The sequence below is a fragment of the Amycolatopsis sp. NPDC000009 genome (assembly GCF_055563465.1).
Map to the genome: position 1 here is coordinate 651036 of NZ_JBVHDI010000002.1, position 13962 is coordinate 664997.

13 protein-coding genes are annotated in these 13962 nt (G+C 69.0%); 6 read left to right on the top strand and 7 right to left on the bottom strand.

Annotation, left to right across the window (positions count from 1 at the left end; all coding sequences use genetic code 11):
* Positions 1-45 precede the first annotated feature (45 nt).
* Positions 46-546 (bottom strand): transcription elongation factor GreA, encoded by a 501-nt coding sequence (gene greA / locus ACZ3HL_RS09255; protein ID WP_016337198.1) that lies wholly within the window; start codon positions 544-546, stop codon positions 46-48.
* A gap of 199 nt (positions 547-745) precedes the next feature.
* Entirely contained in the window at positions 746-1201 is a 456-nt protein-coding gene (locus ACZ3HL_RS09260; protein ID WP_034305436.1) for a DUF4307 domain-containing protein, read from the bottom strand.
* A gap of 145 nt (positions 1202-1346) precedes the next feature.
* Here ACZ3HL_RS09260 and mca point away from each other — a divergent pair, with 145 nt between their 5' ends.
* Together mca and ACZ3HL_RS09270 are read left to right on the top strand one after the other, a co-directional pair.
* The gene (gene mca, locus ACZ3HL_RS09265) at positions 1347-2240 is read left to right on the top strand and encodes a mycothiol conjugate amidase Mca (protein ID WP_465529858.1); all 894 of its coding nucleotides are present in this window, start codon (positions 1347-1349) and stop codon (positions 2238-2240) included.
* A gap of 34 nt (positions 2241-2274) precedes the next feature.
* Positions 2275-2601, top strand: coding sequence for a hypothetical protein (locus ACZ3HL_RS09270; protein ID WP_465529860.1), 327 nt, complete (start codon positions 2275-2277; stop codon positions 2599-2601).
* Positions 2602-2659: 58 nt separating this feature from the next.
* Here ACZ3HL_RS09270 and ACZ3HL_RS09275 read toward each other — a convergent pair whose 3' ends face one another.
* Positions 2660-5152, bottom strand: a complete 2493-nt coding sequence (locus tag ACZ3HL_RS09275; protein WP_465529862.1) for a polynucleotide kinase-phosphatase — start codon at positions 5150-5152, stop codon at positions 2660-2662.
* Entirely contained in the window at positions 5149-6516 is a 1368-nt protein-coding gene (locus ACZ3HL_RS09280) for a 3' terminal RNA ribose 2'-O-methyltransferase Hen1 (protein WP_465529864.1), read from the bottom strand. The genes ACZ3HL_RS09275 and ACZ3HL_RS09280 overlap by 4 nt, the downstream gene beginning before the upstream one ends.
* 63 nt (positions 6517-6579) lie before the next feature.
* Here ACZ3HL_RS09280 and ACZ3HL_RS09285 point away from each other — a divergent pair, with 63 nt between their 5' ends.
* Entirely contained in the window at positions 6580-8598 is a 2019-nt protein-coding gene (locus tag ACZ3HL_RS09285; RefSeq protein WP_465529866.1) for a thioredoxin domain-containing protein, read from the top strand.
* Here ACZ3HL_RS09285 and ACZ3HL_RS09290 read toward each other — a convergent pair.
* On the bottom strand, positions 8579-9085 hold the full coding sequence (locus ACZ3HL_RS09290; protein ID WP_465529868.1) for a hypothetical protein: 507 nt from the start codon (positions 9083-9085) through the stop codon (positions 8579-8581). The two genes, ACZ3HL_RS09285 and ACZ3HL_RS09290, sit on opposite strands and share 20 nt — an antisense overlap.
* A 131-nt stretch (positions 9086-9216) precedes the next feature.
* Here ACZ3HL_RS09290 and ACZ3HL_RS09295 point away from each other — a divergent pair, with 131 nt between their 5' ends.
* A complete protein-coding gene (locus ACZ3HL_RS09295) occupies positions 9217-9777 on the top strand; it encodes a hypothetical protein (protein WP_465530030.1) in 561 nt (186 codons plus the stop codon).
* A gap of 78 nt (positions 9778-9855) precedes the next feature.
* Positions 9856-11751, top strand: coding sequence for an acyl-CoA dehydrogenase family protein (locus ACZ3HL_RS09300; protein WP_465529869.1), 1896 nt, complete (start codon positions 9856-9858; stop codon positions 11749-11751).
* Between the two features lie 5 nt (positions 11752-11756).
* Here ACZ3HL_RS09300 and ACZ3HL_RS09305 read toward each other — a convergent pair whose 3' ends face one another.
* Positions 11757-12206 (bottom strand): pyridoxamine 5'-phosphate oxidase family protein, encoded by a 450-nt coding sequence (locus ACZ3HL_RS09305; protein ID WP_465529871.1) that lies wholly within the window; start codon positions 12204-12206, stop codon positions 11757-11759.
* 167 nt (positions 12207-12373) lie between these two features.
* A complete protein-coding gene (gene trhA, locus ACZ3HL_RS09310) occupies positions 12374-13015 on the bottom strand; it encodes a PAQR family membrane homeostasis protein TrhA (RefSeq protein WP_037342457.1) in 642 nt (213 codons plus the stop codon).
* A 131-nt stretch (positions 13016-13146) separates the two neighbouring features.
* On the opposite strand from trhA, the gene ACZ3HL_RS09315 reads away from it, so the two are divergent.
* Positions 13147-13923, top strand: a complete 777-nt coding sequence (locus tag ACZ3HL_RS09315) for an isoprenyl transferase (RefSeq protein ID WP_061986121.1) — start codon at positions 13147-13149, stop codon at positions 13921-13923.
* Positions 13924-13962 lie beyond the last annotated feature (39 nt).

A 13962-nucleotide genomic window follows, 5' to 3' on the forward strand; every position in this document is an offset into this window, starting at 1 on the left:
GGCTCATATGCGCACCCGGCCATATCGGGCCGGGCGCGCGGAGGCTCACTTGCCGGTGTACGGCACGGCCTTGACGAGCGTCACCTTCTGGATGCTGCCGTTGGGCAGCTCGTACTCGCGGGTCTCGCCCTCTTTGGCGCCGAGCAGCGCCTTGCCGAGCGGGGACTCCGGCGAGTAGACGTCGAGGTCGCCCTCGGTGCCTTCTTCGCGGGTCGCCAAGAGGAAGTTCTCGTCCTCGTCGTCACCGTCGTAACGCACGGTGAGGACCTTGCCCGGTCCGGCGCTGCCGTCGTTGGCGGGCGGCTCGCCCACCTTGGCCGAGCGGAGGAGCTCCTGGAGGTGGCGGATGCGGGCCTCGTGCTGGCCCTGCTCCTCACGGGCGGCGTGGTAGCCGCCGTTCTCCTTGAGGTCGCCCTCTTCCCGGCTGTCGTTGATCTTCGCAGCGATGACCGGGCGGAGCTCGATGTAGTGGTCGAGTTCCTGCTTGAGCCTGTCGTAGGCATCCTGGGTCAGCCAGGTCACCTTTGTGTCGCTCACGGTCACCATCTCCTAGTAGGGCCTGCCAGGCTTGGGTGTACAAGCCGGCCACCGGGCCGGCATGGCGCGCCGGCCTGGCTGAGATAAAGGAAAAACACGGCCCGTCTTGGGCCGTGCCGGTAGATCAGAGTAACACGGCGCGAGGCATCGCCGCCGGTGGAATTCGGTCGCGCCTCGGCGTTGGGCGCCCGTTTCACCCCGTTGGCCGCTATGGCCTTGACAGGTAGCGTGGTACGTCGTATGAGCACCCGAAGATATCAGCCGTGACCGGCCTTCCGATGCTCTTGATGGTGGTCGTCACCCTGCTGTTCTTCGAACCAGGCTGAATCAGGACCTCTTTACGGCCGCTTTCGGCCCCCGCCTTGTCGCGGACGCGGACGACGCATACGCCCGGACGGTTCACATCGTCCCTGGTCACGTTGATGGTGATCTCCATCGCGTCGCCCGGCTTCTCGTCGAACGAGACGCGTTCGCCCTCGATGGGCGCGCTGCCGAAGTTCGTGTACGCGACATAGGCGATTCCGCCGCTGACCAGCAGCGCCACCACGCCGAACACCAGGCGCCGCCAGCGTGCGGGCTTCGCGGCGCGGGTCTTGCCGTAGCGGTCCTCGGGCACGTCCGTCCGGGTGCTTTCCGCGCTGGGAGCGTCCTGTCCCGTGCTCAACCCGGGCCTCCCGGTAGGTCTCGTCGTGCTCGCAGGGACAATGGGGTCGTATGCGAGTGGTTCCCCTCGAGTATCCGCGCCCGGCCGGGCGGGCCGTCAGGCAGGGTCGCAGGGGAATAGGGAACGAGAAGGGGACGTTCGGAGCATGGTGCCAGCCAACGAACCGCCGAAGTCACGCCTCCGCCTGATGGCGGTGCACGCGCACCCCGACGACGAGTCGAGCAAGGGTGCCGCCACCATGGCCAGGTACGCCGCCGAAGGGCACGAGGTCATGGTCGTGACCTGCACCGGCGGCGAAGCGGGCAGTGTGCTGAACCCGGCCATGGACCGTCCCGAAGTACTGGCCAACATGACCGAGATCCGCCGGGAGGAGATGGCCCGCGCGGCCAAGATCCTCGGCGTGAGCCACGTCTGGCTCGGGTTCGTCGACTCGGGCCTGCCCGAGGGCGACCCGCTTCCCCCGGTCCCCGAGGGCTCGTTCGCGGTCATCCCGCTCGAAGAGTCCACCGGCGCCCTGGTGAAGGTCATCCGCGAGTTCCGCCCGCACGTGATCGTCACCTACGACGAGAACGGCGGCTACCCGCACCCCGACCACATCCGTACGCACGAGATCTCGGTCGCGGCCTTCGACGCCGCCGGCGAGGCGGAGCGCTATCCGGAGGCGGGCGAGCCGTGGCAGCCGATGAAGCTGTACTACGTGCACGGGTTCTCGCGCGCCAGGATGACGGTGTTCCACGAGGCCCTGCTCGCGCGCGGCCTGGAGTCGCCGTACGAGGAGTGGCTCAAGTCGTGGGACCCGGAGAAGGCCGACGTCATGGAGCGGGTGACCACCCGCGTCGCATGCGGCCACTACTTCGAGCAGCGTGACGACGCCTTGAAGGCGCACGCCACCCAGATCGACCCGAACAGCCGCTGGTTCGCCGTCCCGCGCGACCTGCAGCGCGAGGTCTGGCCGACCGAGGAGTACGAGCTGGTCCGCTCACTGGTGGACAGCACCCTGCCGGAGGACGATTTGTTCGCCGGCTTGAAGGAGGGCTAATGCACGCCGACGTAATTTTTCCCGCGGAGGCGCCATGAGCACGGTCGTGGTGCCGGCGTTCGCCGTCGTCCCGGTGACGGTGTCGTCGCAGTTCCTGGCGCAGCAGCCCGGCAACGGCGACAACGGCGGCCAAGGTGAGGACTTCGGCAAGTCGTCGCCGGTGGGTTTCCTGATCCTGATCCTCTTCCTGATCGCCGTCGCGCTGCTGGTGCGGTCGATGACCAAGCACCTGAAGCGGGTGCCGGAGAGCTTCGACGAGCCTGCGGCCGCTTCCGCGGAGGCCCCCGAGGCCGCTGACGAAACGGCGGACGCCGAGGAGCCGCTCGCGAAGACGGAGAAACCGAGCGCCAAGTCCGACTGACGCTCGTGAGTGGTAAGGACGGTTCTAACCGTCCTTACCACTCACGAGCCGAAGCGCGTCAGAGGCGCGGGTCGACCGGATCCGACTCCAGGGCCAGCACGGCGAACACGCACTCGTGCACCCGCCACAGCGGCTCCCCACGCGCCAGCCGCTCCAGCGCCTCCAGCCCCAGCGCGTACTCGCGCAGCGCCAGCGCCCGCTTCCGGTTGAGACCCCGCTTGCGCAGCCGCTCCAGGTTCTCCGGCAGCGTGTAGTCGGGCCCGTAGATGATCCGCAGGTATTCGCGTCCGCGCACCTTGACGCCGGGCTGCACCAGCCCGCGCGCGCCCCGTGTCAGGTTCGCCGCCGGTTTGACGACCATGCCCTCGCCGCCCGCACCGGTCAGGTCCAGCCACCAGTCCACGCCGCGCGCCACCGACGCCGGATCGGTGGTGTCGACGGCCAGTGTCCGCGTGCGCGTGAACAGGTCGCCGGTGAGCCGGTCCAGCAGCGAAAGATGCCACTCGTGCGGCCGGTCGTGGTACGCGTGCCCCTCCGACGCAAGGATCTGGAACGGCGCCAGCCGGACGCCGTCGAGGCCGTCGGTCGGCCGGCAGTAACGCCGGTACGCCCGCCGGTACGCGTCCACAGTGGACTCACGAGTCCGGGTGCGAGACAAGAGCTCCGACACGTCGACCCCGCGAGCGGCCGCCGCGTCCAGTGAGGCGACGGCGGCGGGCAGCACGGCTTGGGCCGCCGCGCCCACGGCCGCGTACTGCCCGGAGATCAGCGACCCCGCTTTCGCGCTCCACGGCAGCAGCTCCGTGTCCAGCAGCAGCCAGCCGGTGTCCAGTTCGTCGAACAGCTCCGATGCCGCTTCTCGCACACCGGCGAGCAGCTGTGCGTTCTGCTCCGGAGTGAAGAACGGCCGCCCGGTGCGGGTGTAGACCGCGCCGGGACCCTGGATCCCGAACCGGGCGGGAGCCACGTCGTCGTCACGGCAGACGAGCACGACTGCACGCGAGCCCATGTGCTTCTCTTCGCACAGGACGTGGTCGACACCCGCCGCGCGGAACTCGGCGAAAGCCTCCTCGGGATGTTCGAGGTAGCCGTCCGTGGCGGACGTCGAACACGGCGCCATGGTCGGCGGCAGGTACGGCAGCCAGCGCGGGTCGACGGCGAAGCGGCTCATCACCTCGAGCGCCGCCGCCGACTGTTCGGCGGAGACGCCGACCCGGCCGTGCTGCCGCGTCTCGACGATCCGCTTCCCGGTGACGTCGCCCAGCTCCAGCACCGCCGGCTCGCGCCCACCCAGCGGCCGCGCCGGTTCGAGCGGACGGGACGGCTCGTACCAGACCTTCTTCGCCTTCACCGAGACGACTTCCCGCTCCGGGTAACGCAAAGCGGTCAGCTTGCCACCGAAGACACAGCCCGTGTCGAGACACATGGTCCCGTTGATCCATTCCGGTTCCAGCGTCGGCGTGTGTCCATAGAGGACCATCGCCTTGCCGCGGTAGTCGCGCGCCCACGGCAGCCGCACCGGCAGGCCGTATTCGTCGGTCTCGCCGGTGGTGTCGCCGTACAGTGCGGTGCTACGCACCCGGCCGGACGCGCGCCCGTGGAACTTCTCGGGCAGGCCGGCGTGCGCCACGACGAGCTTGCCGCCGTCGAGGACGTAGTGCGCGATGAGCCCTTCGCAGAAGGCGTGCGCCTTCGCGCGGAAGTCCTCGTCCTGCGCGGAAAGCTGTTCCAGCGACTCCGCGAGGCCGTGCGTCGTCTTGACGTTGCGCCCGTTCAGCGCGCGGACCAGTTTCTGCTCGTGGTTCCCGCAGACGACCAGCGCGCTGCCCGCCTCGGCCATCGTCATCACCCGGCGCAGCACACCCGGTGTGTCGGGGCCGCGGTCGACGAGGTCGCCGACGAACACCGCGGTCCGGCCCTCCGGGTGCACATCGTCGACGTAACCCAGCTCGGTGAGCAGTTCGTCCAGTTCCTCGCGGCAGCCGTGGACGTCGCCGATGACGTCGAACGGCCCGGTCAGCTCGCGGCGATCGTTGCGCAGTGGCTCGACGACGATCTCGGCTTCGGCGACCTCGGCTTCACTCCGCAGCACGTGCACACGGCGGAAACCCTCGCGCTCCAACGACTTCAGCGAGCGGTGCAGCTCGCCGCGCTGACGCCGGACGACGTGTTCGCCGAAGTCGCGGTCGGGCCGGGCCTCGTTGCGCTCGTGGCAGACCTTCACGGGCAGATCGAGCACGATCGCCGTCGGAAGGACGTCGTACTCCTTCGCCAGCTTCAACAGGCTCGCCCGCGACGCGCGCTGGACGTTCGTCGCGTCGATCACCGTGATCCGGCCCGCTTCGAGCCGCTTCGCCGCGACGTAGTGGAGCACGTCGAAAGCGGCGGCCGACGCGCTCTGGTCGTTTTCGTCGTCGGCCACCAGACCGCGGAAGTAGTCGCTGGACAGTACTTGGGTGGGCGCGAAATGCGTCCGCGCGAAGGTCGACTTGCCGGAGCCGGAGGCCCCGACGAGCACGACGAGGGACATGTCGGGAATGGTCAGTTTCATGCCACGGCCTCCTTTCGAGACGTGAAGACCGCCATTTGGGTCGGCGGTCCTGATTCCTGGGACTCCGGTCCCACCGGCAGGTGGCGGACGTCGTAGCCCTGTCGTGCCGCGACGCCGTCGGCCCACGAGCGGAACTGCTCGCGGGTCCACTCGAAACGGTGGTCCGCGTGCCGGAACCGGCCTTCTTCGAGGAATTCGAAGTGCCGGTTGTACTCGGCGTTCGGCGTCGTGACGAGCACGGTCCGCGGCGCGGCGACACCGAACACGGCGTGCTCCAGCGCGGGCAGGCGCTCCTCGTCGACGTGCTCGATCACCTCCATCAACACGGCCGCGTCGTAGCCGGCCAGCGACGGATCCGCGTAGGTCAGCGCGGACTGCTTCAGGGTGATCCGTGTCTTGTCCTTGAGCCGCTTGTCGGCGATGTCGAGCGCGCTCGCGGACACGTCGACACCGACGATTTCCGTGAAGGACGGCTCCTTCTGCAGCACGCGCAGCAGCGCGCCGCCGCCGCAGCCGAGGTCGAGCACGCGCCGCGCGCCCGCCGCCCGGAGTGCCGCGAGCACGCTGCCCTGACGCTGGACCGACAGTGGTTCGGGCCGGTCCGGCAGCTCGGTGACCCGGGCTTCGGCCTCGGCGGGCACGTCGTCCGCCTCCGCGAGCCGGGCGAGCGCGTACGAGACGATCGGGCGGCGTCGTTCGAGATACCGGTTGGTGATCAGGTCCCGTTCCGGATGCTCCGCGAGCCAGCCCTCGCCGGCGCGCAGCAATTTGTCGGCCTCGTCCTGCCCGATCCAGTAGTGCTTGTCGCCGTCGAGAGCGGGCAGCAGGACGTACAAGTGCCGCAACGCGTCGACGACACGCTGGGTCCCGGTCAGCCGGAGATCGACGTAACGGGAATCGCCCCACTGCGGGAACTCGGGGTCGAGCGGGATGGCCTTCGTTTCGACCTTCCAGCCGAGGGGCTCGAACAGCTTGTGGACGACCTCCGCACCGCCGCGCGCGGTCAGCGACGGGACGTGGATCTCCAGCGGGAACCGCTCGCCGGCCAGCTCCGGCCGGTTCGCGCACCGGCCGGACAAGGCCGTGGTGAAGGCCGCCCGCAGCGCCACCGCGAGATACGAGCCGCCCGCGTACGGCCGGTCGTTGACGTACTGGGTCAGCGACGTGCCGCCACCGCGCACGAGCTCGACCGGGTCGAGCTCGACCAGCAGCGCGACGGTGCAGCGCTCTTCGGACGCCTCGGGGTAGAAGACATGCGCCGTCCCGGCCGAGAGCGTGAAGGATTGCGCCTTCTCCGGATGTTTGTGCAGGAGAAAGCCGAGGTCGGTGGCCGGGTTCCGGGTGGTCGTCATGGTCAGGAGCACCGGAGGAGTGTCGCGCAGACGGCCGTTCTGCGCTCCCGCTTTTCCGCGTGCGACCCTGGAGACATGTCGAACCGCCTGAAGGCCGCGACCAGTCCGTACCTGCTGCAGCACGCCGGCAACCCGGTGGACTGGTGGCCGTGGGGTGAGGAGGCGCTGGCCGAGGCGAAACGGCGGAACGTGCCGATCCTGCTTTCGGTCGGCTACGCGGCTTGCCACTGGTGTCACGTCATGGCGCACGAGTCCTTCGAGGACGAGGCCACCGCCACGCTGATGAACGCGAACTTCGTCAACATCAAGGTGGACCGCGAGGAGCGCCCGGACATCGACTCGGTGTACATGGCGGCCACCCAGGCGATGACCGGTCAGGGTGGCTGGCCGATGACGTGTTTCCTGACGCCGGACGGCGAACCGTTCCATTGCGGTACTTACTATCCGCCGTCGCCGCGGCCGGGGATGCCGTCGTTCTCGCAGTTGCTCGTCGCCGTCGCCGAAGCCTGGGGTGAGCGTCCGGACGAGTTGCGGTCCGGCGCGCGGCAGATCATCGCCCATCTCACGGAGAAGAGCGGTCCGCTGCCGGAGTCCGTTGTGGACGGTGCCGCGCTGGATTCCGCGGTCGCCACGCTGCGCAAGGAGTACGACACCGGGAACGGCGGTTTCGGGAGCGCGCCGAAGTTCCCGCCCACGATGGCGTTGAACTTCCTGCTGCGTCACCACGAGCGCACCGGCTCCGGCCTCGACATGGTCGAGCACACGGCCGAGGCCATGGCACTCGGCGGGCTGAACGATCAGCTCGCGGGTGGCTTCGCGCGCTACTCGGTCGACGCGCGCTGGGAAGTGCCGCACTTCGAGAAGATGTTGTACGACAACGGGTTGCTGCTGCGGTTCTACGCGCAGTTCCACGGCGTGACCGGACATGAGTACGCGCGGCGGACCGTCGAGGAGACCGCGGAGTTCCTGCTGCGCGACCTCGGGACGGCCGAAGGCGGTTTCGCCGCGTCACTCGACGCGGACACCGATGGCGTCGAGGGGCTGACCTACGTCTGGACTCCCGCGCAACTGGCCGAAGTGCTCGGCGAGGAGGACGGTGCCTGGGCGGCCGGGCTGTTCCAGGTGACCGAACGGGGGAATTTCGAGCACGGCGCGTCGACCCTGCGGCTGCGCGAACCGCATCCAGAGGACGAAATGCGTTACGAGCGCGTCCGTCGTGCGCTGCTGACGGCGCGGAACGAACGTCCGCAGCCCGCCCGTGACGACAAGGTCATCGCCGCGTGGAACGGGCTCGCGATCGGCGCGCTCGCCAAGGCGGGTGCACGGTTAAACCGTCCACAGTGGATAGACGCGGCGGCCCGTGCGGCGGATTTCCTGATGGAGACCCATTTCGTGGACGGACGGCTGCGCCGGACTTCACGCGACGGCGTCGTCGGCACGACGGCCGGGGTGCTGGAGGACTACGCGTGCCTCGCCGAAGGCTTGCTCGAACTCCACCAGGCGACCGGCGAGCCGCGCCGGCTCGCCGACGCGCTCACCTTGCTGGACCTCGCCTTGGGCCACTTCGGCATCCCGGACGCGACGGGGGCTTACTACGACACGGCCGACGACGCGGAAGTCCTGGTGCAGCGGCCTTCCGACCCGACCGACAACGCGAGCCCTTCGGGTGCTTCGGCGCTGGCGAACGCGTTGCTGACCGCCTCCGTGCTGGCGGGACACGACCGGGTGGGCCGCTACCGCGAGGCGGCCGAGCAGGCCTTGGCGCGTGCGGGACGGCTCGCCGCCCACGCGCCGCGGTTCGCCGGACACTGGCTCACGGTCGCCGAAGCCGCCACCGCCGGTCCGGTCCAGGTGGCGGTCGTCGGTCCGGATGCCGCTTCTCGCGCGGAGCTGCTGGCCGCCGCCGTCGCGTCGTCGCCGGACGGCGCCGTCGTCGTGAGCGGCACGCCGGACGCGGACGGAGTGCCGCTGCTGGCCGATCGGCCGCTGGTGGAGGGCGCCGCCGCCGCGTACGTGTGCCGCGGCTATGTATGCGAACGCCCGGTCACCACCGCCGAGGACCTGCGCGCTCAGCTCACCAGTCCCACGCCATAGGGGCGTGACCGCCGCCGGTCTGTGGTGCTCCGGCCGGCTTCACCGCGACCTGAGGCGCCTTCGGCTTGGTCGTGGTCGGCTTCGGTGGCGTTCCGATGATGGTGAAAGCGCGGGAGGTCTTCGTGCCGTCGGAGCAGGTGAACGTCGCCGTGTACTTGCCCGGCGTCCTGCCTGCCTTGCCGTAGCCGGCGGACTTCCCCCAGTTGCCGCCGATCGTCCACTGGAGCGGCGCCGCGAACCCCGGCGACGTCACCGGGGTCGCCGGTCCGCAGCCACCCATCGCGGCCTTCGTCTCGGCGTAGATCTGGCCTCCGGGTTCGACCTCGGTCGGTTGCAGGAACCAGGACACGTCCCTGGTCTCCGCCGTCGCCGGCACGACCACCGCCAGTTGGGCCGCTCCGAGCATGACCGCGCCGATCATCGCCTTTTTCCGCATGAGGTCCCCTTCCTCGTCGATCGCTGGTGGGAACACGTCGGCGCAGGTCATCAGGTTGCCTTGGGTTTTCGCCGGGGGAGAACAGGCGTGAAAACCGGTTCTTGCAGGCGTAGCGTCGATAGCGTTGTAATCATGTAATCGCGGAGGCGAGCATGCACACCTACTTCAGGACGGCGAGGCGGATGGGACGTGGTGGCTGGAAGGGCCGGGGCGGCTGGCAGCAGGCGGACATCCCGTCGGCGGACGACGCGGCCGCGTGGTTCGGCGGACGGCTCCCGGAGGGCTGGTTCACGGGAGATCCCCAGGTCACGGTGGATCGCGAGGAGATCGTCGTCGTCGGCGAGCTCCAGCCGCTCACCGGTGACCACGCCGACGACGCCGCCCGTGCGGCGGCCGAAGACGGCCGGATCAGCCGGTTCCGTGAGGAGACCCGCGACGAGCGGATCGAGATCGCGCGCCAGGCCGAGCACCGGTATCAGCGCAAGGTCGCCTGGGGCGCGAGCCTCGGCGGCACGAGGCATCTGTTCACCACGCATTCGGCACCGGTCATGACCAGGCTGCGGCAACCGGAACGCCTGGTCCTCGACACCCTCGTCGACGCCGGCGTCGCGCGGTCGCGGTCGGAGGCGCTCGCCTGGGCGGTCCGGCTGGTCGGGGAACACGCGGACGCCTGGCTCGCCGAACTCCGGGAGGCGATGACCAAGGTCGACGATCTCCGCGCACAGGGACCGGACCTTTCCTGAGCGCCCGGCCCGACTCGGGCTGCGCCCTCCGATGCGGTGCGGCAGGCTGAACGCAGACCGCACCGCATCGGAGGAATCGTGGACACACCAGGACTTCCCGCGAAGATCGACCCGGACGCGCTGACCACCGTCCTCGATGGACGGTGGGCCGGGCTCCGCCGCGCGGTGCGCGCGCAGATGGCGGCGGAGGACTTCAAGGACCCCGCCGGCGACGCCGACCTCGACGTCGAAGCGCATCGTGCCCTGGTGCTCGAATGGCTGCGCAAACTCGCCGGAACCGATCGTCCGGGGCTCGGCTTCGACCCGGCGCACGGCGGAGGCGGCGACGTCGGCGGCTCGGTGATGTCGTTCGAGATGCTGGGCTTCGGCGACCTTTCGCTGATGGTCAAGGCCGGCGTCCAATGGGGCCTGTTCGGCGGCGCGGTGCAGTTGCTCGGCACCGAACGCCACCACGAGCGCTATCTGCGCGAGATCAAGGATCTGGAACTGCTGGGTTGTTTCGCGATGACCGAGCACGGCCACGGCTCGGACGTCCAGCATCTCCGCACCACCGCGACCTACGACCCGGCGACGCGCGAATTCGTCGTGCACACGCCGGACCGGGGCGCGATGAAGGAGTACATCGGCAACGCCGCCCGCGACGGCGAACTCGCGGTGGTGTTCGCGCAGCTGATCACCGGTGGCGAGTCGCGCGGCGTGCACGCGTTCCTGGTGCCGATCCGCGGCGAGGGCGCGAGCGGCGTCGAGATCGAGGACTGCGGCCGCAAGGCGGGTCTCAACGGCGTCGACAACGGGCGGCTCACGTTCAACCAGGTGAGGGTTCCGCGCGAGGCACTGCTCAACCGGTTCGGTGACGTCGCCGAGGACGGCACGTACACGAGCCCGATCGAGAGCGACGGCCGCCGGTTCTTCACGATGCTCGGCACGCTCATCCGCGGCCGGGTCAGTGTCGCGGGAAGCGCCGGCAGCGCGACGAAGCGCGCGCTCGCCCTGGCCATCCGGTACGGCGAGCAGCGGCGGCAGTTCGCGCGGCCCGACGGCGAGGAGGTCGTGATCCTCGACTACCGGGCCCACCAGCGGAAACTGCTGCCCGCGCTGGCGACGTCGTATGCACTGCACTTCGCGCAGGAAGCACTCGTCTCGAAGCTGAACGACATCGCCGAGGACGCGCCGGAAGAAGAGCAGCGAGAGCTGGAGTCGCGCGCCGCGGGCATCAAGGCCGTCTCGACCTGGCACGCGACCGCGACCATCCAGGCCGCCCGTGAGGCGTGCGGCGGCTCCGGCTATCTCTCGGAGAACCTGCTCCCCGGGCTGAAAGCGGACACGGACGTCTTCACCACCTTCGAGGGTGACAACACCGTGCTGCTGCAGCTGGTCGCGAAGGGCCTGCTGACCAGCTACAAGGATCAATTCGAGGACCTCAGCCCGCTCGCGACCGCGCGGTTCGTGGCGGAGCAGTTCGTCGAGGCCGTGATCGAACGGACGGCCGCGCGCAAGGTCGTCGAGCGGCTCACCGAAGCCGACGACGGCGATGTCCTCTACTCGCGCGAATGGCATCTGAAGCTGTTCGAAGACCGTGAAGAGCACGTACTCGGCGGAGTCGCGCAGCGTCTGCGGAAGGCGGGCTCGGATCCCTTCGGCGTCTTTAACGACGCGCAGGACCACGTGTTGCGCGCCGGACGCGTACACGTCGACCGGGTCGTGCTCGAAGCGTTCATCGACGCCATCGAACGTTGCGCCGACGGCGAAGCCCGCGAACTGCTGGAGCGGGTCTGCGACCTCTACGCGCTCGCGAACATCGAGGCGGACCGGGGCTGGTTCCTCGAACACGGGCGCCTGACCTCGGGGCGTTCGAAGGCCGTCACCGCCGCGGTGAACGCGTTGTGCGCCGACCTGCGCCCGCACGCGCGGACCCTCGTGGACGCCTTCGCCATCCCCGAGCAGTACCTGGCGGCCCCGATGTTGAAGGACTGACCGCGTCAAGCGATGTCGAGGGCCGTTCCATAGAGTCTGTCGGCTTTGAGGGTGATGTAGAGCCTTCGCTCCGCGGCGATGGTCTCCAGGAACTCCGCCTCGTCTTCGGGCCTCTGCCGCTGTGCGGCGAGATATTCGAGACCCGCCGCGTCGCCCGGTGTCCGAGTGACTTCGGAGAGTTCGGCTTTTCCTTCCACGACAGCGAATTTCCAGTGGTCGGCGCTGGAGACGTAGAGCGAGGCGGTGGGGTCGTGGCGGATCTGCTTGACCTTGAGGCGGTCTTCGGTCGTGCTGATCCGGACCTCGCGGCTCTCGGGATCCCACGTGTAGACGACGGTGGAGAGATGCGGGCGGCCGTCGCGCTTGAGGGTCGCGAGGGCGCCGAAGGTGTGCTGTGCGAGGAAGTCGCTGAGGGCCGCGTCGTCGAGGCGGCGGGGCGGTGCGTTCTTGGCCATGGGGCGATCATGGCTCGCAGGCGGGGGCGCCGGAAGAAGGCACTTTCCTGTGCCAGAGGGAACACGCGTGTGCCCGACCTGGTCACGCCGGTGCCGCACTCGTGATCAGAGACGTAACTCGCGTGATCAGGCGCGGCACACGCGAGTTACGTCTCCAAGCACGCGAGTTACGCGTACATCGCCAGCCAGATCGCGATGTAGTGGGACACCGCGGCAAGAACCGTGCAGGCGTGGAAGTACTCGTGGTACCCGAAGGTGTCCGGGAAGTGGTTCGGCCACTTCACCGCGTAGAACACCGCGCCCAGCGTGTAGAACAGCCCGCCCACGCAGAGCAGGACGAGCGCCGCGACGCCGGCGTGCGTGGCCAGCTCCGGCAGGACGAAGACGGCGACCCAGCCCAGCGCGATGTAGATCGGCACGCCGAGCCAGCGTGGCGCGTTCGGCCACAGCATCTTCAGGGTGACGCCGCCGATCGCGCCGCCCCAGACGATCGCGAGCACGATGTACCCGGTCGGCTGGGACATGGCCAGAAGGGTGAACGGCGTGTAGGTGCCGGCGATGAACAGGAAGATCATCGAATGGTCGGCGCGCTTCATCCATTCGTATGCTCGTGGGCTCCACAAGCGACGGTGGTAAAGGGCGCTGACGCCGAAGACGCCGAGAACGGTCAGGCCATAGACCGAAGTGGACAAAGCGGCGATACCGGACACAGTGGACGCCGCGAGGCTGATGAGGGTGGCGGCTCCGGCGACAGCGCCGAAGAAGGACCAGAAGTGGATGTGCCCACGCAACCGAGGACGCGTGTCCACTACGGGCGCGGGGCCGGACGGCTGGGGTTCGGTCACTACGCTCACTCACCCAGGTTACGGCACCGTAGGTTTTTCGCCAGTGTCCGTGGCGCGTCCCACTGAGGCTCGCGAGGTGACTACTCTCCAGTGGCGTGAGTCTTCGGTCCTTCTTGTCAGACGTCGTGTACAGCGCCTACGGCAGGCGCCTGATCCAGCAGGCCAAGGGGCGCCATCCACGCCATATCGCCATCATGCTGGACGGCAACCGCCGCTGGGCGCGCGAAGCGGGCTTCACCGACGTCGCCGACGGGCACCGCGCGGGCGCCAAGAAGATCGCCGACTTCCTGAGCTGGTGCAACGAGGCCGACGTCGAAGTCGTCACCATGTGGCTGCTTTCGACGGACAACCTGGGCCGTGCGGCCGAGGAACTGAGCCCGCTGCTGAAGATCATCACCGACGTCACCGACGAACTCGCCGCGCCGCACACACCGTGGCGGCTGCGCATCGTGGGAGCGCTCGACCTGCTGCCCCCCGAGGTCGCGAAGGCCCTCAGCGCGGCCGCGGAGCGCACTGAAGGACGCACCGGGATGGAGGTCAACGTCGCGGTCGGTTACGGAGGGCGTCAGGAGATCGCCGACGCGGTCCGCAAACTCCTGCTCCAGCACGCCGACGAAGGCACCTCGATCCGCGAGCTCGCGAAGATTCTGGACGTCGACCATATTTCCGAACACATGTACACCTCGGGCCAGCCCGATCCGGATCTGATTATCCGCACCTCGGGTGAGCAGCGGCTTTCCGGATTTCTGCTCTGGCAATCGGCGCATTCGGAATTCTGGTTCACCGAAGCTTATTGGCCCGCATTCCGGCGCGTCGATTTTCTCCGCGCCATGCGCGACTACGCGTGGCGGCACCGGCGCTTCGGTTCCTGACCGGTGACATGACGAAGGCCCCGGCGTGCACTCCGGGGC